This is a genomic window from Pseudomonas sp. TH34, from assembly GCF_016650865.1.
Lineage (GTDB): Bacteria > Pseudomonadota > Gammaproteobacteria > Pseudomonadales > Pseudomonadaceae > Aquipseudomonas > Aquipseudomonas yamanorum.
This window is the reverse complement of record NZ_JAEKFB010000023.1, coordinates 181,708-204,862: the sequence shown is the minus strand read 5'-3', so window position 1 is coordinate 204,862 and position 23,155 is coordinate 181,708. Positions and strand designations below refer to the sequence as shown.

25 protein-coding genes and 3 pseudogenes are annotated in these 23,155 nt (G+C 59.6%); 14 read left to right on the top strand and 14 right to left on the bottom strand.

Annotated features, from left to right (window positions below):
* Entirely contained in the window at positions 1-888 is an 888-nt protein-coding gene (locus tag JFU58_RS19235; RefSeq protein ID WP_177026755.1) for an NAD(P)/FAD-dependent oxidoreductase, read from the bottom strand.
* Between the two features lie 144 nt (positions 889-1,032).
* Here JFU58_RS19235 and JFU58_RS19230 point away from each other — a divergent pair, with 144 nt between their 5' ends.
* Positions 1,033-1,482: an Rrf2 family transcriptional regulator gene (locus JFU58_RS19230; protein WP_177026756.1), complete on the top strand. Its 450-nt coding sequence runs from the start codon at positions 1,033-1,035 to the stop codon at positions 1,480-1,482.
* A gap of 13 nt (positions 1,483-1,495) precedes the next feature.
* On the opposite strand, the gene JFU58_RS19225 is transcribed toward JFU58_RS19230, so the two are convergent.
* A complete protein-coding gene (locus JFU58_RS19225) occupies positions 1,496-2,113 on the bottom strand; it encodes a TetR/AcrR family transcriptional regulator (protein WP_177071773.1) in 618 nt (205 codons plus the stop codon).
* Positions 2,114-2,259: 146 nt separating this feature from the next.
* Here JFU58_RS19225 and JFU58_RS19220 point away from each other — a divergent pair, with 146 nt between their 5' ends.
* Complete coding sequence (locus JFU58_RS19220) at positions 2,260-2,700, top strand: hotdog fold domain-containing protein (protein ID WP_063030800.1); 441 nt, start codon at positions 2,260-2,262, stop codon at positions 2,698-2,700.
* 842 nt (positions 2,701-3,542) lie between these two features.
* On the opposite strand, the pseudogene JFU58_RS19215 reads toward JFU58_RS19220, so the two are convergent.
* Together JFU58_RS19215 and nudK are read right to left on the bottom strand one after the other, a co-directional pair.
* Positions 3,543-4,743, bottom strand: a pseudogene (locus JFU58_RS19215) (lipase family protein).
* A complete protein-coding gene (gene nudK, locus JFU58_RS19210; protein ID WP_093197631.1) occupies positions 4,743-5,330 on the bottom strand; it encodes a GDP-mannose pyrophosphatase NudK in 588 nt (195 codons plus the stop codon). Before nudK ends, JFU58_RS19215 begins: the two are co-directional and overlap by 1 nt.
* Before the next feature lie 82 nt (positions 5,331-5,412).
* Between nudK and JFU58_RS19205 the strand changes: the two genes are divergently transcribed.
* Complete coding sequence (locus JFU58_RS19205; protein WP_093197635.1) at positions 5,413-6,168, top strand: DeoR/GlpR family DNA-binding transcription regulator; 756 nt, start codon at positions 5,413-5,415, stop codon at positions 6,166-6,168.
* Between the two features lie 3 nt (positions 6,169-6,171).
* Here the strand turns inward: JFU58_RS19205 and JFU58_RS19200 are convergent, their stop codons facing one another.
* Complete coding sequence (locus tag JFU58_RS19200; protein WP_093197639.1) at positions 6,172-7,017, bottom strand: SDR family NAD(P)-dependent oxidoreductase; 846 nt, start codon at positions 7,015-7,017, stop codon at positions 6,172-6,174.
* A gap of 132 nt (positions 7,018-7,149) precedes the next feature.
* Here JFU58_RS19200 and JFU58_RS19195 point away from each other — a divergent pair, with 132 nt between their 5' ends.
* The 4 genes from JFU58_RS19195 to JFU58_RS19180 all read left to right on the top strand — a co-directional run bounded on the left by JFU58_RS19195 (position 7,150) and on the right by JFU58_RS19180 (position 11,379).
* Positions 7,150-8,037 carry a LysR family transcriptional regulator gene (locus JFU58_RS19195; protein WP_177026594.1) on the top strand — a complete coding sequence of 296 codons (888 nt, stop codon included), beginning with the start codon at positions 7,150-7,152 and terminating at the stop codon, positions 8,035-8,037.
* A gap of 98 nt (positions 8,038-8,135) precedes the next feature.
* Positions 8,136-9,077 carry an alpha/beta hydrolase gene (locus tag JFU58_RS19190; protein WP_017475159.1) on the top strand — a complete coding sequence of 314 codons (942 nt, stop codon included), beginning with the start codon at positions 8,136-8,138 and terminating at the stop codon, positions 9,075-9,077.
* Positions 9,078-9,488: 411 nt separating this feature from the next.
* Complete coding sequence (locus tag JFU58_RS19185; protein WP_093197648.1) at positions 9,489-10,277, top strand: DeoR/GlpR family DNA-binding transcription regulator; 789 nt, start codon at positions 9,489-9,491, stop codon at positions 10,275-10,277.
* Between the two features lie 46 nt (positions 10,278-10,323).
* Positions 10,324-11,379 (top strand): NAD(P)-dependent oxidoreductase, encoded by a 1,056-nt coding sequence (locus tag JFU58_RS19180; RefSeq protein ID WP_063030814.1) that lies wholly within the window; start codon positions 10,324-10,326, stop codon positions 11,377-11,379.
* Here JFU58_RS19180 and JFU58_RS19175 read toward each other — a convergent pair.
* From JFU58_RS19175 to JFU58_RS19165, 3 genes are read right to left on the bottom strand one after another with little or no spacing between them, the layout of a single operon-like run.
* Positions 11,333-12,070: a DUF72 domain-containing protein gene (locus JFU58_RS19175; protein ID WP_063030816.1), complete on the bottom strand. Its 738-nt coding sequence runs from the start codon at positions 12,068-12,070 to the stop codon at positions 11,333-11,335. The two genes, JFU58_RS19180 and JFU58_RS19175, sit on opposite strands and share 47 nt — an antisense overlap.
* Complete coding sequence (locus JFU58_RS19170; protein WP_063030818.1) at positions 12,070-12,501, bottom strand: hypothetical protein; 432 nt, start codon at positions 12,499-12,501, stop codon at positions 12,070-12,072. Before JFU58_RS19170 ends, JFU58_RS19175 begins: the two co-directional genes overlap by 1 nt.
* A gap of 15 nt (positions 12,502-12,516) precedes the next feature.
* Positions 12,517-12,741 carry a hypothetical protein gene (locus JFU58_RS19165; RefSeq protein WP_063030820.1) on the bottom strand — a complete coding sequence of 75 codons (225 nt, stop codon included), beginning with the start codon at positions 12,739-12,741 and terminating at the stop codon, positions 12,517-12,519.
* A gap of 197 nt (positions 12,742-12,938) precedes the next feature.
* Between JFU58_RS19165 and JFU58_RS19160 the strand changes: the two are divergent.
* Positions 12,939-13,441 (top strand): annotated as a pseudogene (locus JFU58_RS19160) (DUF4142 domain-containing protein).
* A gap of 29 nt (positions 13,442-13,470) precedes the next feature.
* Positions 13,471-14,031: a type 1 glutamine amidotransferase domain-containing protein gene (locus JFU58_RS19155; RefSeq protein ID WP_017475154.1), complete on the top strand. Its 561-nt coding sequence runs from the start codon at positions 13,471-13,473 to the stop codon at positions 14,029-14,031.
* Positions 14,032-14,085: 54 nt separating this feature from the next.
* On the opposite strand, the gene JFU58_RS19150 is transcribed toward JFU58_RS19155, so the two are convergent.
* A complete protein-coding gene (locus tag JFU58_RS19150) occupies positions 14,086-14,307 on the bottom strand; it encodes a PLD nuclease N-terminal domain-containing protein (RefSeq protein WP_063030824.1) in 222 nt (73 codons plus the stop codon).
* 156 nt (positions 14,308-14,463) lie between these two features.
* Here JFU58_RS19150 and JFU58_RS19145 point away from each other — a divergent pair, with 156 nt between their 5' ends.
* The 4 genes and pseudogenes from JFU58_RS19145 to JFU58_RS19130 all read left to right on the top strand — a co-directional run bounded on the left by JFU58_RS19145 (position 14,464) and on the right by JFU58_RS19130 (position 16,356).
* On the top strand, positions 14,464-15,021 hold the full coding sequence (locus JFU58_RS19145) for an ATP-dependent Clp protease proteolytic subunit (RefSeq protein WP_063030826.1): 558 nt from the start codon (positions 14,464-14,466) through the stop codon (positions 15,019-15,021).
* Positions 15,022-15,211: 190 nt separating this feature from the next.
* Positions 15,212-15,688 carry a hemerythrin domain-containing protein gene (locus tag JFU58_RS19140; protein WP_008435010.1) on the top strand — a complete coding sequence of 159 codons (477 nt, stop codon included), beginning with the start codon at positions 15,212-15,214 and terminating at the stop codon, positions 15,686-15,688.
* A gap of 167 nt (positions 15,689-15,855) precedes the next feature.
* Positions 15,856-15,969: pseudogene (locus JFU58_RS32280) on the top strand (general stress protein); the annotation flags it as partial.
* A 66-nt stretch (positions 15,970-16,035) separates the two neighbouring features.
* Positions 16,036-16,356: a hypothetical protein gene (locus JFU58_RS19130; RefSeq protein ID WP_063030830.1), complete on the top strand. Its 321-nt coding sequence runs from the start codon at positions 16,036-16,038 to the stop codon at positions 16,354-16,356.
* Between the two features lie 4 nt (positions 16,357-16,360).
* On the opposite strand, the gene JFU58_RS19125 is transcribed toward JFU58_RS19130, so the two are convergent.
* Together JFU58_RS19125 and JFU58_RS19120 are read right to left on the bottom strand one after the other, a co-directional pair.
* Entirely contained in the window at positions 16,361-17,560 is a 1,200-nt protein-coding gene (locus JFU58_RS19125) for a lysozyme inhibitor LprI family protein (RefSeq protein ID WP_201141650.1), read from the bottom strand.
* 78 nt (positions 17,561-17,638) lie between these two features.
* The gene (locus JFU58_RS19120) at positions 17,639-18,697 is read right to left on the bottom strand and encodes a PDDEXK nuclease domain-containing protein (RefSeq protein ID WP_201141648.1); all 1,059 of its coding nucleotides are present in this window, start codon (positions 18,695-18,697) and stop codon (positions 17,639-17,641) included.
* Positions 18,698-18,877: 180 nt separating this feature from the next.
* Here JFU58_RS19120 and JFU58_RS19115 point away from each other — a divergent pair, with 180 nt between their 5' ends.
* Complete coding sequence (locus JFU58_RS19115; RefSeq protein WP_201141646.1) at positions 18,878-19,534, top strand: helix-turn-helix transcriptional regulator; 657 nt, start codon at positions 18,878-18,880, stop codon at positions 19,532-19,534.
* A gap of 311 nt (positions 19,535-19,845) precedes the next feature.
* On the opposite strand, the gene JFU58_RS19110 is transcribed toward JFU58_RS19115, so the two are convergent.
* The 3 genes from JFU58_RS19110 to JFU58_RS19100 all read right to left on the bottom strand — a co-directional run bounded on the left by JFU58_RS19110 (position 19,846) and on the right by JFU58_RS19100 (position 23,079).
* Positions 19,846-20,862: a hypothetical protein gene (locus JFU58_RS19110; RefSeq protein WP_093197681.1), complete on the bottom strand. Its 1,017-nt coding sequence runs from the start codon at positions 20,860-20,862 to the stop codon at positions 19,846-19,848.
* A 93-nt stretch (positions 20,863-20,955) separates the two neighbouring features.
* Positions 20,956-21,861: a LysR family transcriptional regulator gene (locus tag JFU58_RS19105; protein ID WP_201141644.1), complete on the bottom strand. Its 906-nt coding sequence runs from the start codon at positions 21,859-21,861 to the stop codon at positions 20,956-20,958.
* Between the two features lie 195 nt (positions 21,862-22,056).
* Positions 22,057-23,079 (bottom strand): zinc-dependent alcohol dehydrogenase family protein, encoded by a 1,023-nt coding sequence (locus JFU58_RS19100; protein ID WP_201141642.1) that lies wholly within the window; start codon positions 23,077-23,079, stop codon positions 22,057-22,059.
* Between the last annotated feature and the right edge of the window lie 76 nt (positions 23,080-23,155).

Below are 23,155 nucleotides of genomic sequence, written 5' to 3'. Positions count from 1 at the left end.
TCAGCTGAAGATCATCGAAAAGTGCGCGCCCACCCCGGCGCGCACGCCCTCACCTACTGCCAGCGCTACCGAGCCGCCGGCCAGGTTGGCATCACCACAGGTAAACACGCCGGGCACCGTGGTCTGGCGCGTTTCGTTGGTCAGTAGATAAGGTCCGGTCGGCCCTTCGACAAACTCACACCCCAACTGCTCGGCCAACGGGCTGGCCATACGCGTACGGGACAGGGTGAAGATACCGTCCAGGGCGATCACTCGACCGTCTGCCAATTCCATATCCGCCCGCTCACCGACAATCCGCCGCACCGCCTGACTTTCGATATGGACGCCACGCCGCTCCAGTTGCGCCTGCTGTTCGGCATCCGGCACAAATACGCCGTTGGTAAACAGCGTGGTGGTGCCCCAATCCGGCAGCAGCATGGCGTGATGCATCGCTAGCGGCGAAGTCGCCAGCACGCCAATGCGGCCTTGATCCAACTCGTAGCCGTGGCAATACGGGCAATGAAACACATGCTTGCCCCAGCGCTCCTTCAGCCCTTCCACCTCGGGCAACTCATCCACCACGCCGGTGGCAAGAATCAGGCGCTTAGCGTTGAACCCACCGTTGCAGCGGGTTTGCACCACGAAACCGTCCTGGCGTTGGGTAGCGTCAACGGCGGTGTCCTGCACCCAGGTCACCGTCGGATACTCCATCAACTGCCCTCGCCCTTCGGCGGCGATCAACTCCGGCGGCTGGCCATCCTGGCTGAGGAAACCATGGGAGGTGGCCGCAAACCGATTGCGCCGCTGCCCGGCATCAATCACCAGCACCTTGCGCCGGGCCCGCGCCAATTGCAGGCCGGCGGACATTCCGGCGTAGCTGCCGCCCACGATAATCACGTCGTAAACCATGAAGATGACCTCTCTGGTGGCCCTTGCATCGGTTGCCGGGCATTCACGACACACCATAAGTTACGTAAAAATACCTCGTCAAGCATCTCGCAACTCTAATCGTTACGAACGATACTTTCGGGCAGGAAATCCAGAGGCTTGCAGATGAGAAACGACACCCGGCTTTCGCGCATGCTCCATGTGCTGATCCACATGGGCCGCCACGAGGAACGCGCCACCTCGGAGACCATCGCGCAGATGCTTGGTACCAACGCGGTGGTGGTGCGCCGCACCCTCGGCCTGCTCAAGGAGAAGGGTTATGTGCGTTCGGAAAAAGGCCATCAGGGCGGCTGGAGCCTGGGCAAACCCTTGAGTGAAATCACGTTGCTGGACATCCACAACGCCCTCGGCACGTCGTCGATCTTTGCCGTCGGCTTGTCCACCGATCACCCGCAATGCCTGGTGGAACAGGCCGTCAATGCGGCGCTGAACCAGGCCTTTGATGACGCCCAGGCGTTGCTCCTGCAGCGTTTGGGCGAGGTGACGCTAGCCCAGTTGGCGGATGATTTTGACGAGCGCTACCAAGTAGCGATGACACCAGCGCCGTGCGCGTGATGCCTTCGGCGCCCTAGGCGCCGCCCACCGAACGCCACGCGGCCTCGGCCAGGGTCTCGCGATAGAGCCGCGGGCTGCTGATCGCCCGCCCGGCCAGCCAGGCGCGGCAGTAGGTATCGGCCTGGCCGATGATCAGTGCCGCCAGCAGCTCGGCCGGTACCTGATTAAGCTGATCAGCACGCCCAGGTAGCCCCATCCAATCCTTCAGCACTGCATTGCGCGCCTGGTTGCGGCTTTCCAGCTCGGCGGCGAATGGCCCCTTGGTCACGGCGAAATGCGCGTGGTACTGAAAACGCGCCCATTGCGGTTCGCTGTCCACCCAATCGACATAGCTGTGAACCAGCGCGTACACACCCTCCTTCGCCGTTTCGGCCGATTCAAGATAACGCCCACGCAATTCGGCTTGGTCTTCCAGCGCAGTAAAAAACAGCGCGGCGACCAGGCCTTCCTTGTTGCCGAAGTGGTGATAGATCGCGCCGACGCTGGTGTCGCAACGTGCGCGGATCATCTCGATGGTGGTGGCTTCAAGGCCCTGTTCGTTGAACAGGTCGAGGGCGGCCTTGAAGATGTCGCGCTTCAATTCGGCCCTTCGGCCAGGGAAGCAACGCTGGAGCAGATCCGGGGTTTGCATGCTGAACATGAGCTCAATCGTTTGAAGAAAGGATAAGCCCGGGCAGCTTGACAGATTTCCCAAGGGCAGAATACTGTTCCGTTACAGAACATAATTCTGTATCGGAATAATATTCCGTAAATCTCACACCTCAGCGAGGCAGCACCATGAGTCAGGCTTTGAGCATGTTCAACAGTGTCGGTCCCGAAGCGTTCAGCAAACTGGCGTGCCAGATGGCGCCCTACTTCAGCACGATCAATCCGTTGATGACCCAGTTGCGGCCGGGGTTTGCCTCGGTGGAAGTGCCGTTCAGCAAGGCTATTACCAACCACCTGGGCACGGTGCACGCCATTGCCATGTGCAACGCTGCGGAGTTGGCGGCGGGCACCATGACGGACGTTTCTGTGCCGGCGGGTGCGCGGTGGATTCCCAAGGGGATGACGGTGGAGTATCTGGCCAAGGCCAAGAGCAGCGTGACGGCGACGGCCAATGGTGAGGGGATTGATTGGCAAACGGCGGGTGACAAGGTGGTGCCGGTGGAGATGCTGGATGCGGAGGGGAAATTGGTGTTTACCGCGCGGATTACCATGAATGTGAAATTGGGGTGAGTGTGTTGGGGATTGGGGGTATATCCGTTATTTAGGTAACGGCCGCCTATGGTTCCGCTCTTACAGCGGCTCACTTTTGAAGAGCGCAAAAGTAAGCAAAACGCTCTTGCCCCACCACTCGGCACCTCGCCTAGGCTCGGTGTGCCCTCACTCCGGCTTTGGACCGTGGGCCGCCGTCATGGGCCATCCTTGGCCCAGGACGGCTAACCCGGCGTCCTGCCGGGTTACCCACGCTCCAAAGCCTGCGTTCGGCCAGCGTGGTTTAATGGGGCGCCTAAGATCAAGATCAAAAGCAGAGCACAGCGGCCTACCGGCCGGCTTGAGTGTAGTGAAGCAAAGGCACAAGCCAAATCAAAAGCGGGCACAGTCAAATGTGGGAGCTGGCTTGCCTGCGATTGGATCGCCTCGGTGCATCTGGAAGACCGAGGTGTCTGCCTCGCAGGCAAGCCAGCTCCCACAGAAAAGCAGAGCTGCATCAGCTTCAGATTTGGCTTTCGCTCTGGTCTTTGCCTTTGCTTTTAACACTCAAGCCGGCCGGTAGGCCGCTGTGCTCTTGATCTGCTTTTGATTTTGATCTGACTGCCCCAATAAGCCCGAGGCCGAACGCAGGTATTGCGGAGCGGGTAAACCGGCAGGACGCCGGTTTAGCCGCGCCGGGCCATGGATGGCCCGTCGCGGCGGCCCGCGGAGCAATGCCGGAGTGAGGGAACACCGAGCCTAGGCGAGGTGCCGACAGGCGGGGCAGAGCCCTTTGCTTACTTTGGGGCTTTTCCAAAGTGAGCCGCTGTAAGAGCGGAACCATAAGCGGCCGTTACCTAAATAACGGATATACACCCAAAAAACTACCCCCCACAATTCCCACCAATCACCTCCCCCGCAAACGCCCTACGCACAAACGGCGTCGAGTCCACGAGCGAACCATTGACCGTCGCAGAATGATCAAGCTCAGGATAAAAATGCCATTCGATCCGATCCCCCGCCTTGCACGCACCCCTGACAAGCGCCTTTTGCCCCGGCACAAACACATCCCGATCCTGCCCCCGTACCGATGAACACCGGAATATCCGTCTTCAACGTCGGATACGCCGACTCACGATAAACCCTGTCGAGTGCCGCTTTCGGCGAACGCTTGAAGCTGTCATTGAAGCTGAGCCCATCAGCCATCACCCGCTGCTCTATGACATGCAAGCAATCACGCTGACTGATCTCAAACGCCGGCATCCCACGCTCGCTCAAGTAGTCGGCAGCCACGAACGAAGGATCAAACAAAGTGGCTGTACTCAGCCGCAGCAGGTTGTAGGCAAAGGTCGGCACCACCGAACTGCGTGCCTTTTCCACCTCGGCACTGTCACCCGTTTTATGGGCAGCCGCGTAAGGTGTACCGGTCGCCACCACCCCCACAATATCCAACTCGGGCGCATAGTCTTTCGCATAGACCGCCGTGGCAAACGCAGCACGGCCGCCCTGAGACTGCCCGAACACCACCACCCGCTTGGAGAGTTCGAAATCACCCGCCATCACCGCACGAATGCTGTCGAGCACACCATAAGCGAGCGGACTGGTCAGCCCATACGGATGCAGGCCAGGTGTCCCAAGCCCTTGGTAATCAGTGGCGACGATGGCGTAGCCCTGGGCCAGCCAATAATTGAGATACCGCGTATCTCGCGGGCTGCGCCCGGCGAACGATGGCGCGCAGATATCGGCGCTGCCCACCGTGCCGTGGGCCCACGCCATCAACGGCCAACCACCCACCGGCGGTGTGCCCTTGGGCAGGAACAGCGCACCGGAAACGACAATCCGCTTGCGGGCATCGAGACCGTCGGTGGAGGTGTACAAAATACGGATGTTCTGCCCTGCATCGGCCAGGCTTTGCTGGCCGGTCAACGGCTCGCTGCGCAGCATCTGCCCGGGTGAGGCAGGCAGCTTGTCGGTCCAAGTATAAAACGCGGGAACAGCACCATCACCGACAAACGTTTGCTCAGCACTCACACCACTGCATCCGGCAAGCAACATCGCCAGCGCAAGCGATAACCGTCGCGACATCACCAGCCCTCTTTCAACATCCGCAATTCCAGGTACTGCAACAGCATGATGGTCTTGCCATCGACGATCTCGGCACTTTCTACCATGGCCAGAGCCGCCTCAAATCCCAACTCCAGCACTTCGATATCCTCGCCCTCATCTTCCAGCCCGCCGCCATCACTGACCCGATCACCGGGCTGATATTCGCCGATGAAAAAGTGAATGCGCTCGGTCACCGAACCCGGGCTCATGAAGGCCGAATAGATCTTTTCTACATGCCCCACACGGTAGCCCGTCTCTTCTTCCGCTTCCAGGCGAATACGTTCCTCGGGGCTGGCGTTGTCGAGCAGGCCAGCGGCGGATTCGATAAGGTAGCCGTGGTAGCCATTAACGAAGGTCGGCATGCGGAACTGGCGAATCAGCAACACCGTGCGCCGTTCGCGGTTGTACAGCAGGATGGTCGCGCCATTGCCCCTGTCATAGATTTCGCGGGTCTGGGACTGCCAGCTGCCATCGCGGCGGCGCAGGTCGAAGGTGTATTTTTTCAGCACATACCAGTTATCCGAGAGCAACTCTTCGGCGTGGATACGAACGGGGCTGTTTTCCATGGCGGGGCCTTTTTGTCTTGTGTTATTCAGCATGTCGTGCAAAATCGTGCACAGTCAAGAAAAAACGTGCAGGAAGCTACTGATGCTGACCCAACAACGCAAACAACACCTGCTGGACACGCTGCACCGCGATGGCCGGCTGATTGCCAAGGAGTTGAGCCAGGCATTGGAGGTGTCCGAAGACACGATTCGCCGCGACCTGCGGGAAATGGCCAAGGAAGGTTTGCTGCTGCGGGTGCATGGCGGCGCCTTGCCGGCTTCGCCCGCGATGGCGGATTTTTCGGTACGGGAACACCTGGTGCCCGAGGAAAAAATCGCCATTGGCCGCGCGGCAGCACAACTTGTGCAGCCCGGCCAGGTGGTGTTTATCGATGGCGGTACCACGTGCCTGCAACTGGTCCATCACTTGCCGGCGGACCTCAGCGCCACCGTGGTCACCCACAGCCCGTCGATTGCCATGGCCTTGGTGGATCATCCGCAGATTGAAGTGATCATGCTCGGCGGCCGGCTGTTTCGCCATTCACTGGTGGGGGTTGGCGCGGCCACGCTGGAGGCCATCGGCCGAGTAAACGCCGACCTGTATTTCATGGGGGTGTGCAGTGTGCACCCGAGTGCCGGCCTGTCTACCGGCGATTATGAAGAGGCGGTGGTGAAGCGCGCGCTGTGCCACGCCGCAGCTGAAACCATCGTGCTGGCCACCTCGGAAAAGCTCAACACCGCATCGCCCTACCAAGTGGTGGAGCTGGCCCATGCCAGCGCGATCGTCGCATTGGCCAGTACGCCGCAGGCACTGCTGCAACCCTATGAGGCCCAAGGGCTGACGCTTTATCTTGCGTGACCTTCAACTCTCCTTGATGGCCTCCCATGATGCGGCGACTTGCGTAGCGTCCGAGGCTTGGACCCGCGCCAGGTCAACCGGATACTCGACATGCGGATTCTCAGCGAAACGCGTGGCGGTGAACTGGCCGTTACTGGCCCGCAGGATATAACCGCTGTCCAGGCACAACGCAGAAGCCAGGAAGATCACCCCGGGGGTTACCCACTCCGGCTTGAGGTTGTGCGGCTCGCCGCTCACGCCCCACATGCGGGTCTTGGCTACCGGCGAGATGGCATTGACCAGGATTCCATCCTCGGCCCCTTCCCCACTCAATGCATTCATGATCCCCAATTGCGCCATCTTGCCGGCGCTGTAGGCCACGAGTCCCGGCTGGGCATAGTGTGTGTACATCGCACGGTCAGAGGTGGTCAGCACGATGCGCGGTGCGATGGATTGCTGGAGATGCCGCCAGGCGTGTTTGCACAGCCAGATCGGTGCGTAGACATTGATGTCCATTGCCCGTCGGATAAACGCCGCGTCGGCGGCCTCGATCGGTTGATAGCCGACCCAGCCGGCATTGTGGATCAGGATATCGAGCTGCCCGAAATGGGTGATGGCGCACTCGATCAGGTCTTGGCAGCCAGCTTCACCGGACAGGTCACCCACGTGACTAACCACCTGCAGACCTTCACGTTGAAGCGCCAGCGCAGCCGCCTGGACCACCTGTGGGTCCACACCATCACCGAGGGTGTCCGCGCCGATATCACTGATCACCACCTGCGCGCCGAGGCGCGCCAACTCACGCGCATAGCTGAAGCCCAAGCCTCGGGCGGCACCGGTCACGATTGCGGTTTTACCTGTAAAGTCCATCGTTGCGTTCTCCTGATAGGCACTCCACCCTAACAACCCGAGGCCACCCTGTTTAATACTGAAAAACAGCGATGTTGATACCCCGGACGTATCAAGCCCCACAGGCTCCATCTACCTGAAGGATCAGCCCTGATGATCGAAACCCGCCTGCTGCGCCAGTTCGTTGCCGTTGCCGAGGAGCTGCACTTTCACAAGGCTGCGCTGCGCCTGCATATGGCGCAGCCCGCGTTGAGCCAGGCGATCAATCGCCTGGAACAGAAGTTGGGGTTTGCACTGCTGGAGCGTGACCGACGCGGTGTGCGGCGGCTGCCGGCCGGGGCAGCGTTTCTTCAGACGGCCTACACCGTCCTCGGGCAATTGCAGCAAGGCGTCGAACACGCCCGGCAGGTGTCTCAGGGAGTCGCCGGCACCCTCACCATCACCTCGGTGTCGATTGCCGGTTATCCCTGGCTGCTGGATGCCCTCAAGCAGTTTCGCCAGGCGTTTCCCAAGGTGCAGCTGGTGATCAAGGAAATGCCCTCCGCCAGCCAGGCGAAAGCTCTGATAACGGGTGAGGCCGATATCGCCTTTTTGCGCCGTCTGCCGGGTCTGGCGGATCACATCGAGTCCCGGCTATTACTGGATGAACCGATTCTGATGGCGCTGCCCGTGGACCATCCCGATGCCGGCAACGCCGCTATCGAGCTGAAGGATTTCGCCGATGCCGACTTTGTGTTCACCCCACAGGTATTGGGCAGCGGCTATCACCACCAGTTGATCGTCTTGTGCGAGGCCGCAGGCTTCTATCCGCGCGTGGTCCAGGAAGCCGATCAATTGCACACCCTGATTGGCCTGGTGGCGTGCGGGTTTGGGGTGGCACTGGTACCAGAGTCGATTGCCCGTTCGATCACCGGTGACAAAGTGGTGTTTGTTCCCCTCTCCGTGTCGCCTTCCACCATCGGGCTCTACCTCAATTGGAGCACCGACAATCCCTCGCCATTACCCGGACACTTCTTCTCGGTACTGGAAGGAGCCCTGTAATACTTTGCAAGCAATGCCCGATGACGGCTGTCTAAATATTTCCTGCACAGCCAAGGCATCTGTTAAAACCCGTGCTTTGCCTCTGTCCTGGAACCTTCATGTCTTCACGTTTCCTGTCCCGCCTCGGCTTGCGCTGGTTTCCCCTGCTGTGCATGGCGGCCTTGATCATCGGCCTGCCCGTGGGGTGCGCGGTGCTGCAACACAAGGAGCGCGAACTGCTGTTTCGCGTCGAGCCGGGCACAGCCAGTTGGTACAGCGGGTTGCCGCGTGATGTGCAGGAGTTCGACCTGAAACCCGCAAGTTTCAAGTCCGGGCAAAATATTCACGGCTGGTGGTGGCCGGCGGCGCAGAAGGACGCCCCGGCGATTCTCTATTTGCACGGCGTACGCTGGAACCTCACCGGCCAGCTGTTTCGCATCGAACAACTGCGGGCCCTGGGCTTCTCGGTACTGGCCATCGACTATCGCGGCTTCGGCCAGAGCCGGGGTGACCTGCCTTCGGAAACCAGCGTGTACGAAGACGCGCGCATTGCCTGGGAACGCTTCCAGGTGCTGCAACCCGACCCCGCCAAACGCCTCATATACGGGCACTCCCTGGGTGGCGCTGTGGCCATCGACCTGGCGGCAGAGCTGGGCAAGCAGGCCGCGGATAACCATGTGCCGCCTCCGGTGCGCGGGCTGGTAATCGAATCCACCTTCACCTCCCTGGCAGATGTAGCCACGGCGGTGGCCAATACTTCATTGCCGGTGCGCTGGCTGCTGTCACAGAAGTTCGATTCCATCGACAAGATCGCCGATATCCACATGCCGCTGCTGGTGGTCCACGGACTCGCCGATGCCTTTGTGCCACCGCGCTTCAGTCAGCAATTGTTTGATGCCGCGCAAGAGCCCAAGCACCTGTTGCTGGTGCCCGGCGCTACTCATAACGACAGCATGCGGCTGGCTGGGCGCAACTATCGCCAGGCCCTGGATAGCCTGATGCAATCGAAGCGCCCAACCCAAGTGGCCGGTCCCTCTACCGGGCGCCCGAACGACTCTTAAATCTGCATTTCGGCACCGGTTTCGCCGGTGCCTGTCAAGGCGCAAAGCCTGCCCATACTGGCCATAAACAGCGACTGATCAAATATTAACCGCCGGTTAAATCGCCATACCCGCCGGGCTCAAGGGAAGTTATCCACAGAGATACCCACGGTTTTCGTGGACAACTCTTTTTACTTTTTTACGATTTTTTTGCTCAGTGATGCCCTGCTGGAAAGCTTCACGGCAGCTAAAACTCCTGCATCAGCCCGCTGACCGAAACACGGCACTGGGTACCGAGCACGTTCATGATCCTGTGTGGTTTGGTCATGATTTTCAGCACATTCGACAGGGCGTCGGAGGGACACAGCCACCCATTGCATTTCCGCCGAATGCTGATTAATCTCGCACAAACACGCATTAACGAGCACAAACATGCATAACACCCATGCCGCCGTCGACCTGCCCTCCCTGCGCAAACAAAAAATCCTGTTGCTGCTGGAGCGCGACGGCAAGGTCACCGCCTCGGAACTGGTGGAACATTTCGCTGTTTCCCAGGACACCATTCGCCGCGACCTCGGCGAACTTGCCTCCGCAGGTTTACTGCAACGCGTGCATGGCGGCGCCCTGCCGCGACCGAAGGACACCGGCAAGGACTTCTTCACCCGGTTCGGCGAAACCACCGCGACCAAACGCCACCTGGCGCAACTCGCCGCCGATCGCGTGGAAGACGGCCAGATCGTGCTGTTCGACTCCGGTACCACCACCCTGCAAATCGCCCAGTCCTTGCCGCACTCCATCAAGCTGACCGCCGTCACCCACTCACCGATGATTGCTATCGCGTTGTCCGAGCACCCCAATGTGACGGTGATCCTCGCGGGAGGCCAACTCAACCCGGTGACCATGGCGGCCAGCGGACACGAGGCGTTGCGGCTGATCCAGGGCATCAAGGCCGACCTGTTGTTCACGGGTGTGTGCGCCCTGCATCCACAGGTCGGCATCAGCTCGCTGCACTTTGAGGAGGTGGCGGTAAAGCAAGCTATGCTCGACAGCGCCTCCCACGTGGTGGCCGTCACCCTGGCCGACAAACTGGGCGCCGTGGAGCCATTTGTGGTGGCACCGTGCAGTCGCATCCATACCCTGATTACCGAGTGGCATGTGCCGCCGGGCAGCGTCGAGGCTTATGAATGCCTGGGGCTGGAGGTGATGCAAGTGGATGCCTGACATGCCCCCCATAACAGCCCGATAGCCTTTGCAGAGGAGTATTCCGATGGCGTTTCCCGTCCTGATCTTGGATGCCCCCAACCCTCCCCTGCTCCATGATGAGATCGAACGGTGCCTGGCATACGGCCTGGAAATCACCCTCAACCTGCACTACTTCACCGATCAGGACAGCATCAAAACCCATTACGACGGGCGCATTCAGTTCGTGGATATCAACTGCCACGACACACCTTCGCTGATCAGCGCGGTGGTAAAAGCCGGTGGCTACAGCGTACTCAAGACCCGCTTGAACATTCCCCTGGGCGCTGCACTGATCAACGCCGTGGCCTCGCCGGATCTAAGCAGCCCGCTGCAGGCGATCGCCCAGGCCGGCGTCGGGCTTAACCATATCGACTTGCAGGCCGCCGCCGAGCATGGCGTGGCCGTGCTCAATACCCCGGGCTCCAACGCGACGGCCGTGGCGGAATATGTGCTGGCGCAAACCCTGTTCCTGTCTCGGGACCTTAACCTCTACAACACCCAAACCCATCAAGGCCAGTGGTCGAAAGGCCTGCTCGCGCCCGCGTTGCAAATCGCCGAGTTGACGCTGGGGCTGGTAGGCACCGGCAGGATAGCCCAGGTGCTCGCCCATAAGGCCCGGGCCCTGGGCATGCAAGTGATCGCCACCGGCTCGGAGCGATTCACCCGGCAGGCCGCCGCGAACCTGGGCCTGCAATGGCGCGCCACACTCGGCGAATTGCTGGATGAGGCCGATGTCGTGTCCATCCATACCCCACTCACCCCGCAGACCAGGGGCTTGTTCGACAGCACTGCATTCACTCGGATGAAGCCGGGGTCGATCCTGATCAATACAGCCCGTGGCGGCATTGTCGACGAGGGCCAGTTGGCGACGTTCATGACGCGCGTTCCCGGCCATATCAAGGGGGTCGCCATCGATACCTTTGCCAGGGAAAAACATCAGTTCGAATCGCCTTTGACGGGTATTGCCAACGCGATACTGACGCCACACATCGCGGGCAACACCCGTACCGCAATCACCGAGGCGTCAGCGCAAATCATTGACCACATTCATGCCTTCCACCAAGCAAGGCTTGAAGGCTGAGGGCATCCCCAACCGCATGGCCACTGGCGGTGTTGTCAAAAATGCACCAGGTGGGAACGCCCTCGGTTGACGATCTTTGCATCGCCTCGCACAGGGCGTGTAATCGATCCATTTCGTAGGCGCTGTGATAGATACGCGGCGAACCGTGCAGGCGCCAATAACGCACGCCTTGCCAGCCTCTCGGTACGTCACCTTCAGCGATCACCGGAGGGTCGGCGGCCACCCGGCCTATTTGATACTCCTGCAACATGCCTTCGGCCTGCACCCAACTGGCATGCCGAGGCTCCAGCACCACATTACCGGCGAAGCGTTGGCGCAAGGCCGTGAAGAAACCGGCAGCGATGGCTGCCTCATAGTTCAATGAAGGCGGTAATTGCACCAGCAGGCAGCCCAGGCGATCACCCAACTGCAGGCACTGTGAGAGGAATTCATCCAACGCCTTATCGCAGTCATGCAGACGCAACTCATGGGTTATCAGCCGAGGCACCTTGACCGAAAAACCAAAGCCCGGCGGCACCGATTGCGCCCATCGCTCATAGGTTTGCGGACGATGGGGACGATAAAAGGAGCTGTTGATTTCAACCGCATTCAAGCATGCGGCATAACGTTGCAGATGGGTGCCCTGGCGGGGAAAGCGAGGCCATTGCTCACGAGGCAGGCTCCAACCGGCACACCCCAGAAAAATCGGCATCAGAACAGCACCGACGCTGCATCCCTCATGAAGATCTCCACCGTCTTCGGCCCGACGCCTTCGAACGCGTTCAAGCGTTTTTCAAACTCCGCGCGGTCGGCACTGGCATCGTGTATCTGGCTGATCTTGCCCGCGTACTCCGCGTTCAACTTGCTACTGAGGTCCAGCAGGCGTTGCGCGGTGCTTTCGTCGTAACGCACGTAATGCGCCTCGCCGAGCATGGCCACCAACTCACGGGAGGTGCAGTGTTGCAGTTTGCGCGGCGTGTCCCGGCCATGCTTCACCACAATCACCTGATAGGCCTGCGCCGCGATCTGCGCCTGAATGCGCTTGCCCATCAAGAAGCTGGCGATAAACCACTTGAACAGTGCGGTGTCATCACCGGCTTTGAGCTCGATACCCAGCTCACCGGCACTGATGGATCGCCCCATGACGACCTCCGTTCTTCACTGGCCCAGCTTGCGCTCGGCCTTGGCCGCTTGTTCATTGATCAAGTCGGTTTGCCGCTGTGTGTCCTTGATGGACGTCGGCGTAATCACCTTATCAACGGTTTCAGTCTTGGGGTTGGGGCGCTGCAAGGAACTGTCCTTCTCGTCAAGCTGGCGACCTTTCTGCGCCTGTTCGGAGCTGATTGCATCGGGGGTTTTGTCGGCGGTTTTTTCAGTGCCCATGGTGATTCTCCTGCTGTTAAAAGATCAGGCTCCAGCGCGGAGCCGTTATGCAGCAGAGCCCATGGTTTTTTGATAGTTCAAGGAAATTGCGTGGGCTGCGGCCCGGAGAAATAAGCGCAAATTAATTTAAACCTTTTGCTCAGGCACCCGCTCAACAGTCAGGTAACGGCATCGCGCCACTCTTCAGGAGAAGCATCATGAAGCACTTGCTGATGAAACAAATGGGACTGACCTTCGCACTGGCCGCGGGCTCGATTGGCATGGCCATGGCGGCCACCTCCAATGACTTCGTCGACGCCGCCGCGCAAGGCGGAATTACCGAAGTCGAGGCCGGAAAACTGGCGTTGGAAAAAAGCGGTGCCGCCGATATCAAGGCGTTTGCCCAGCACATGATCACCGACCATACCAAGGCCAACCAGGAGCTGACTGCCCTGGCGACCAAGCTTGATATCAAGGTACCGGATGATGCCAGCCTGACCGACAAGGCCAAAAAATGATCCTGGAGATTCGTGAAGAATCTTTCGACAAGGCTTACGCCGACAACCAGGTGAAGGCCCATGAAGACACCGTGGCGCTGTTCAAAAAAGAAGCCGCTTCTTCGGACAACGCCGAACTGAAGGCGTTTGCCGAGAAGACGCTGCCGACGCTCGAAACCCACTTGAAGATGGCCAAGGAGCTGCAATCCCAGCACGCCAATTAATTATCTACCCACTCAGGAGACACTCGACCATGAGTTCGCAACTGCACGGCAAGAAGATTCTGATCATCACCTCCAACACTGGCATCGAGCGCGACGAATTGCTCAAGCCGCTGGAAGCCCTGCGCGGTTTTGGCGCCACGGTAACCCACGGCTCGAGCAAAGGTGGCAGCACCCAGACCTTTCTCCAGGACACCGAGAAAGACAGGACAGTGGAGTCCGATGCCAAGCTTTCGGATCTGCACGGCAGTGATTTTGATGCACTGGTCATCCCCGGCGGCACCGTCAACGCTGACACCCTGCGTCAGGATGCCGATGCCTTGCGGCTGATCAATGATTTCGTCAAGGCAGGTAAAACCGTAGCCGCCATCTGCCACGGCCCTTGGGCCCTGATCGATGCCGGCGTGATCGAAGGCAAGACCCTCACCTCCTACAAAAGCGTGCGTACCGACTTGGTCAATGCCGGCGCAGCCAACTGGGTGGATGCGCAGGTGAAAGAATGCCCGGCCAATGGCTGGACGTTGATCACCTCGCGCACGCCTGATGATTTGCCTGCGTTCAACGAGGCGATTGCCAAAACCCTGGCGGCTTGACGCCACCCAACGCAAACAGGCGCCCTTGGGCGCCTGTTCTTTTTCGATTCTGTCTTAGCTTTTGCCGTGCTCAGCGGCGTGTGTCGCGCGGTTCACACCCTTTGGCCCAAACAGCGCCCAGAGAATCAGCCCCAACAGCGGCATGAAGATCAGTACCACCAACCATAAACCCTTGGTTTCCCAGCCACTGCCACTGCGCAGCACGCTGTTGATCGCCCACAGTTCCAGCAGCACCAGAATCACTGCCAAGCCAATCCAGACATATTCGATTTGCATGATTCATCCTCCTGAGGTCGTATGCGTTAGGTCAAGCAACACGCCCGAGGGTTCATTAAAATTGCAGCGGATGGCTCTCGCCCAACGGTTGCGGCACATGCGCCGCAACCTTCTAGACTCAACTGTACGTCACCTCTTACCCTACGGAGGCCCAGGATGACCGAGCACATCATCCACTTTCACTGCCAGATCGATCAGGGCACTACCGAGCGCTTTCGGGATTGCTGCCTGGACGCGATCGAGCAAGGCGCCAGCTCGTTGTTGTTGAACCTGTCGACCACCGGTGGCAGCACCAATTTCGGCTTTACCCTCTACACCTTCCTCAAGTCCCTACCGGTGCCGCTGTGTGCGATTAATGCAGGTAACATCGAATCCATGGGCATCATCATGTTCCTGGCGGCCGGTCGCCGGATCACTACGCCCCACTCACGCTTTTTGATCCACCCGATGAACTGGTACTTCAACCAGAGCTCCGTCGATCATCAGCGTCTGCGGGAATACCTTTCAAGCCTGGACAACGACCTGGCGCGCTACGTGAAAATCTACGAACTGGAAACCGCCAACGCCGACACGCACCTGGATATTTTCAAGTGCCTGTCCGCCGAGGAAAAAGTCATCGCCGCCCACGAGTCACTGGCCTACGGGATTGCCCATAAGGTGGAACAGATCGTGTTTGCCGACGATATCAAGCACTGGAAAGTCAGCGGCGGCTAGGCATGGTTTAATGCATGCCAGCCGCCACCGGACCGTGCAACCTGCACGACCAGCGCCGATATTTATTCGATATAAATTATTGATTTATAAGCTAATAAATATTCCGCTCAACTTGGTACAACTCATGCTGTAGAGGTCTGGACAGGCGGGCAATTCGACCTGCCCTTTCGCTACCCGTGAGGTGTCACCCATGAATGCCATTGATCTTCTCAAGGCCGACCACGAACGCGTCAAAGCCATCCTGAACCAGCTGAGTGAGTCTACTGAACGCGGCGTCAAAAAGCGCACCGAGCTACTGGCGAAACTGGAAATGGAAATCAGCCTGCACACCCGCCTTGAGGAGGAAATTCTCTATCCGGCTTTTCGCAAGGCCGGGGGCAAGGATCAGGAAATCATGTACCACGAGGCCAAGGAAGAACATCGCACCGTCGACTCCCTCGTCCTGCCAGACCTGAAGCAGACTTCGCCCTCCACCACCGAGTTTTCCGGCCGGGTGAAAGTCGTCAAGGAACTGTTGGAGCACCATATCGAGGAAGAGGAAAGCGAGATGTTCCCACAGGCCAGGAAGCTGTTGGGCAAGGCCTTGCTGGAAGAGCTGGGCGCGGAGATGGAAGCGATGAAAGCCGCGCACAAGAAAGCACCCGGCGCGAAGCCAATGGCCGCTTGATGTCCATTCGTCGCATGCCTGGAAACTATTTCAAACTTTGATTTGGCTGGAGGATTCCCAATTAGGCAACACCATTGATTCGCTCATCATTGAGGGTTTTCAAAATGGCTAATAGTGGAAAAACCACCCCAGGTGCTGGTCACAAAGACCAGAAAGACACAAACCGTAAAAGCGGCGGCCAGGGTTCAGGCGGCAACTTCGCCAATGACCGCGAGAAGGCTTCTGAAGCAGGCAAAAAAGGCGGGGCTCATAGCCACGCCCCAGGCTCCAAGAAGTCTTGATTGAGGCGTCGCCGAAGCCTGGATGTATTCCGGGCTTCGGTCCCCATCGCCAAGAGGGATTGAGTCATGAAGACCAGCATTTCCCAAAGGATCGTACTCGCCGCCAGCTTGACGCTCGTACTGTATGCCCCCGTCTACGCAGCCTTCGGCGACAACACCGCACCCGAGACGCCTGCCTTGAGCGGCAACAGCGTGCCAGGCTCGGCACTGCCGCCAGGCACCTATCCCAGCAGCCCATCCGGGGCCGACAGCAGTGGCAGCAAGGACACTGAGACCAATGCACCCGCGCCGTCAAAAAGCGTGAAGAGCACGCGCCACAAAGGCTCCTCGACCCAGCACCCGTCCAGCAAGAGCGACAAGAAACCCGCGCCTGCATCGGGAAGTTGAGAAACTAGAGCTCGCTTGGGCCACCGATAAAGTCCAGGCGCAAGTTCAACCACTGCCGAACGATTTCCCGGGACGCTTGCCGGGCATCAACAGCAGAGAAGCCCCGCTCGCGCTGCAACCATTCGCTCGTGACTTGGCGCGCCGGTTCAATGGCCGCCAGCGCCTGCTGGCGTTGCTTGGCGGGCCAGTGTTTATCAGTGCCCCAGTTGCGCAGCGTTAATTCAGGATCCTGGGTCTTGCCTGCGGCGCCTGGCTGGAGAAACAGCCGAGGCGACGCAGTGGCCTTGAGGGAAAGAGTGTTCCAGTCGGCATAGCTGGCAAAGCGGATCGTGCCCTCGTTCTGCGAGGCCGTGGACAAAGGCTCGGTCAAACTGTCGTCCAACCGCTTCCACGCCGGCTGTGCAAACAGATCACCTTGGGGGGCACAGATCGGCGCAAAACTGTCGCGGGTGGAGCCGTACAACGATCCGAACGACTCATACGCGACCTCGCCCTGCCGGCTGAAGACAAAGCAGTGCACATACGGGCGTTGGTCGGCGTACATCTCATACTGTTGGCGCTCAATCATCATGCGCAGCAAGGTCAACGTCACCCGGTCACGGCTGACGACGGGATCGTTTTGCAGGTCCTGCCAGATCGACCAGGGAAAACTGTCTTCCTTGAGTGCTACGAGAACTTGCTTGCGATTCTCCTCGGCCTCATTCTCCGTCACGCCACTGTCGGGTTCAAAACGCTGCAGGTAAACCAGCCAGGCGGCTGCCAGATCGTTCATCGGGTAGCGCCGGAGCCCTTCTGCTGCCTGGGCCGGATGGTACGGGATACTGGCAATGATTGCGTCAAGGGCTGCGGTGTCTTTGTGGGTGATGGTTCCCACCTCGACCACTCGCTGACTCAGTTGGGATTGCAGGCAGCCGGGCAGTTGTTCCGGGGCACCGGCACACGCGTTGCGAGCCTGCAGCCAGATGCGCTGGCCACGGCGCAATTCGTCGCGCTGGTCGGGTGCCAGTTTGGCCATTGCCTGGCTGTAGTACAGGCCCAGCGTAGTGTCGAGTTCGCTTAATTCAGGGCTGGCGCAAATAGCCTTTTCCACCGTGGTGGAGGCCTTTTTACAATCGAAGGACACGCCACTGGCAGGCATCCCCGCGCCCATCAGCACGCCAGTGAGCAACAACATTGGATAGGCAGAATGAATACGGCGGGCCATGGCTTTCCTAGGGTGAGTTCCTTTCAAGGCGCTTATTGTGCCGACGCGATTGCCAATGTCCAGTCTGTCGGCACTGTCCTACGAAGCACTCGCCATGGAAGGGCGATCACTTGCCAGCTCTCGCTCAATCTGTTCGATGCTCGGCAAGCTGGTTTGCAGCTCTGCAGGCAGGGATTCCACCGGTTGATACTCGGCAACACCAATGGGGCGCGAGCTGTCACGCAGGGCGTATTCGGCCACTACTTCGTTCTTGCTCTTGCACAGCAGCAAGCCGATGGTGGGGCTGTCCTGCGGGTGCTTGAGCTGGGCGTCTACCGCCGCGAGGTAAAAGCCCAACTGCCCCAGATGGTCGGGTTTGAATTTACCGGCCTTGAGTTCGATCACCACGTAGCACCTCAGCTTGAGGTGATAAAACAGCAGGTCGACGAAAAACTCCTCGTCCCCTACGTCCAGCAATACTTGCCGTCCCACGAAGGCAAAACCGGCGCCCAGCTCCAGCAAAAAATCGGTGACATGTTTGACCAAGGCGTTTTCGATTTCACGTTCCTGCGCGTCAAGGGACAGGCCGAGGAAGTCGAAACGGTAAGGATCTTTAAGTGATTCGCGAGCCAGGTCGGATTGGGCTTTGGGCAGCAGTCCCTCGAAGTTGCTGACCGCATTGCCGCTGCGTTCCAGCAGGCGACCTTCGATTTGCATCACCAGGACGTTGCGCGACCAATTGTGTTCGATGGCCTGTGCAATGTACCAGCGACGGGTTTCGGGGCCGGGCAGCCTGTCCAGCAACACCAGGTTATGGCCCCAAGGCAATTGTGCAGCAGCCTGTTGCACAAATTCGGAATCCGGCCACGCTTCGGCAAATGCACGCATGTACTTCAGGTTGCGCGGCGAAAAACCCTTCATCTCCGGAAACGCTGAACGCAAATCCTGCGCCAGCCGCTCAATCACCTTGGTCCCCCAGCCCTGCCGTGCCTGCCGGGTCAAAATATCCTGGCCGATTTGCCAATACAGCAACACCAGCTCGCGGTTTACCGCCAGGGTGGCGCGCTGCTGGGCGGAGTGGATTCGACTCTTGAGATCGGACAGCCAATCGCTGTATCCCTCGGGTGGTGTGATCAGGCTATCGGGGGTCTCACTCATTCCTTTTCCCTCGTGGGTTGGGCAGGCGGCCGATAGTAGCGAGGGAAAAATGCGTGATGGGCCAGCAGAATGCTTTCGATACAAATCAACTGGAACCGTACCTTCAGGCGCATCAAGGGGTGCCTCAACATGCGTGCTGTGGTCAAATGAGCCGGTCACTTCCATGGTTATTCCCGATCTATGAACGCCACACACACTGACGACAGCCAGGCATCCACCGGGGACCGCATCCTGTTCCTGATCAAGACCCGTGGCCCACTGAAAACTGCGGACCTGGCTGCGCTGCTGGACATCACCTCCGAAGCCGCCCGCCAGCAAATCCAGAAGTTGCAGGTCGCGGAGTTGATCGTCGGCGTATCAGCCCCCATCTCGGGTGCCGGCCGGCCATCGTTGAAGTGGACCCTGACCGAAACCGCCCAAAGCAAATTCCCCGATTCCCACAGCGTGCTGACGTTGCACCTGATCGAGTCCATCGAAGGGATTTTTGGCAGCGAAGGCGTGGAAAAAGTCATCGCCAGCATGGAGGCGACCGCCAAGCATGAATACATCCAGGCTTGCTCCGTCGCACCCAGCTTGCGGGAGAAAGTCGAGATCCTGGTGCAGATTCGCGAGCGCGCCGGGTACATGGCGCAGATGGAGCCGCTGAACGATGGCTGGCTACTGGTGGAAAACCACTGCCCGATCTGCGTGGCCGCCCGCAAATGCCAGGGGTTCTGCCGTTCGGAACTGCAGATCTTCCAGGCAGCCCTGGGCGATGAGAATGTGGTGGAGCGGCGCGAGCATTTGATTTCCGGGGACCGGCGCTGCGCCTACAGTATCCAGCCCCGCCGCCTGTAAGAAAGAGGCTGTGATGGGCTGCGCAACCATCGCAAGCCCTTACCGCAGTGTCCCGGATACACCAGCGCTTCAGGATTCACGACCGCTGCGCAGTCCATCGCAGCCTCTGCCTCACGCCGTACTCAAGCCCATTGCAGGTTGAACGAACAGTCGCGGGAACGCACGGCATGCTTCAACAAAGGCGTGTCGATGGACAGATTCTGGTGCAGTGGCGCAATGCCCATCAACCATATAACCAAGCAAGATCTTGGATAATACGTTGAGCGCTTTGAATTACACAAGCCATTACTTTTTACGGTGCCGTAAACAGCCTAAACCCTGACCCCCAGCATGCCGCTGGTAATGATGATCGTGACTATGGCGCCCATGCCAATCACCAGCCAGGTCAACAGCGAACTGCGTGACTCGCTGACATTGTGATTACGCAATACACCTCGCAAACCACAACCCAGATGCCCAATCAACAGGAACACCGCCAGCGAGTAATGCGGCAGCAGCCGAATGCTCCATGGATCCGCTAATAACCCTACGGGCTCGGCCACGGCCCAAGCGTAATCGGTGTCGGTGCCGAAGTAACGCGCCAGGGTAAATACCGAGTTGATATGGGACGCGATAAACAGCGAGAGATAGGCGCCGGAGGCGGTCTGTAACGCGTCCAGCAGGTCGGCACGCGTGACGGTCTTCGGGCGAATCAACACCAGCCCGCTGAGAATCTGGAAGAAAAACGTGACAATGATCACCGGCTCCAGCCAGCCATTGCGATACACCCGTCGCAGCACGTCCATCACCGACTTATGCACATCGGTACCCAGTACACCCAGTAGATGGTTGAACAGGTGCGGCGCGAGAAACACCAACAGGATCGCCACCGAGGCGATGCCGTGGGCGACACGCAGCTTGATATAGGTCTTGTCCGAGGTCACCAGGCTGATGCTCGGCCCCGTTGAAGAGACCATGGCAAAAAAGCCCGCCAGCGCCAGCCACAGTCCGCTCCATACCGCGATGTCGTGGCCCTCGATTTTCATCAGGTACAGCAAGACGCCCATCAGCGTGTACGCAGGAGGCGCAGCCACCGCCAGGCACGACAAGCGGCGCGCGAGGACCAGGCGTGCGCTCATGACCGGTTGAACACCGGTGACATACACACAGGCAAACGCCAACAGCGGCACGGCATAGGCACTCAGGATCAGCGCCAGGGCGACCGGGGTGCCGGCGCCTGCCACATGCGCCTGGTTACTCCACGCCAGCGCCCACGGATAGTACAGCGCCGCGGCGAACGGCAGCAGCCACAGCCATTCCAGCCAGGTTTTGATAGCTTTGCTTAACATATTGATTTCCCGGTGATAAATATCACCCGGATAGTGCCCAGCCGTCGCCACCCGCGACAATTAGGCACCCTGGCAAAAGCCTTTACCCAATGGTCATGCCTTAAAGGCCTGCACCATGTAGTCCACAAACAATTTCACCCTCAGCGGCGTTTTGTCTCGCTGGCGATAACAGATGTAATGCCCCCTGCCCCGCGCCTGCGCCGTATAGCCTGGTAGCAAGACAACCAGGCGCTGTTGTGCGATCCAGTGCTGCGCCTGATAACCGGCGAGCTGCGCCACCCCACCACCGGCCACAGCCGCCAGCGCCACCAGTTCAGGGTCATTGAACAACTGGCTGTATGGCAATGGCAGCCGCACGAACTGCCCGTCGACTTCAAACTCCCACACATGCGGCTTGCCCGACTGCGCCAGGCGAAAGGCGATAGTCTTGTGCGCCGCCAGGTCTTCCAGGGTCTGCGGGTAGCCGGCTACGTGCAGGTACTCAGGCGCGGCGCAGGTGACAAAACTCATCGGCGCCAGTTGCCTGGCAATCACATCGGCGTCCTCCAGCCGCCCGTTGCGAATCGCGACATCCACGCGACCTTCGGCGAAATCCACATGGCGATCATTCAGATCAAATTCGAGGGTGATGTCCGGGTGAGCCTTACAGAACCCAGGCAACAGCGGCGCAATGCACTTGCGCCCAAAGCCCACCGTGGAACTCACACGAACCACACCAGAAGGCGACTGGGTGGATTGCTTGAGTGCCTCGGTAGCGCGCAACAGATGCTCGACACTGGGCAGGCACTCTTGAAAAAACCGTCGCCCTTCCTGCGTGACCGCCACGCTGTGGGTCGTGCGCTCCAGCAGCTTGATCGCCAGTTGGGTTTCCAGGCGGGTAATGCTGCGACTCACCGAAGGCACTGAAATGCCCAGATCGCGGGCCGCCTCGCTGAAGCTTTCGCTGGCCGCGACTTTCATGAAGGCGATGACGCCGGCGAAGTTTTTTCCGATGGACATCGGTGGGTTCCTTAACGAAGACATGCACTTCAAAAGCCTCGACAGTACCCAATCGGAAAGCTAAATGCCCTGGCCAATCAAGCGGTTTACCACTAGTCCACGCCCGCAGACCCGATTAATGCGCAGAGCAGAGATCTGCAGGCAATACCTGGGCGCCCCCGAACGCCAGGGTGCACAGACCAAGAATGATGTAGATCACCGCGCGACCTCGATCACGATCTTGCCGAAGGCACCGCGCCGAAGATGAGCAAAGGCTTCGGGGACTTGCTCGAAGCCGTAGGTGTGATCAATCATCGGCTCGATGCCATGGCGGTCGATCATCGCAATCAGGTCTTCCAGGGCCCGGCGCGGCCCGACTGCGATGCCGGTGATGGACGCCCGCTTGGCGAGCAGCGCCATGACCGTCGCGCTCAGTTGATCACTCTCCAGCAAGCCGATCACCGAGATACGCCCGCCATTGGCCACCGCTTGCAGGGACCGCGTGAGGTTGTCTCCACCGGCCATTTCAAGGATATGTTCGGCGCCTCGCCCACCCGTCAGTTCTTGCACTGCGGTGTGCCACTCCGGCACCCGGCTGCGGTTGATGCCATGGGTGGCACCCAGCTCGATGGCGCGCGCGATCTTTTCATCGCTGCTGCTGGTGATGATCACGTGGGCGCCATTGGCCGCCGCCAATTGCACGGCAAACAACGAGACGCCCCCGGTGCCCTGCACCACCACAGTGTGGCCGGCGTGCAGGTGGCCCAGTTCGAACAGTGCCATCCAGGCGGTCAGGGCGGCCACCGGCAAGGTGCTGGCCTGCCCCACCGTAAGGCTGAGCGGCGCCTGCACACACCATTCGGCAGGCGTTGCCACGTACTCGGCGAGCATCCCGGGGATGGGGCCACCCTGAGACGGTGCCTGGCTCCAGGAGAAAGGGGCACCGTCGATCCAGCCAGCAAAAAACGCCGACAGCACCTTGTCGCCAACCTTGAAGCGCGTGACGCCCTCGCCCACCGCGACCACCGTGCCCGCCATGTCGGAGGCCGGCGTGAATGGGAATGTGAGGTCGGCGCCCATGCCGTTGTCGACCACTTCGCCGTCGCGGTAATTGAGCGAGACGGCCTCGACGCGCACCAGTACCTCCACCGCCTTCGCGGTGGGGCGCGGCACGTCGGCAAGGCGCAGTGTGTGCAGTCCCAGTGCGGGTATTTCCCAGCGCTTCATGGTGTCGGTCATCGTGGTATTCCTCGTGAATGGGCTATGCCACAAGGATATGAGCCTTGCTTCACGGGATTAAGGGGGCGCCACCTCC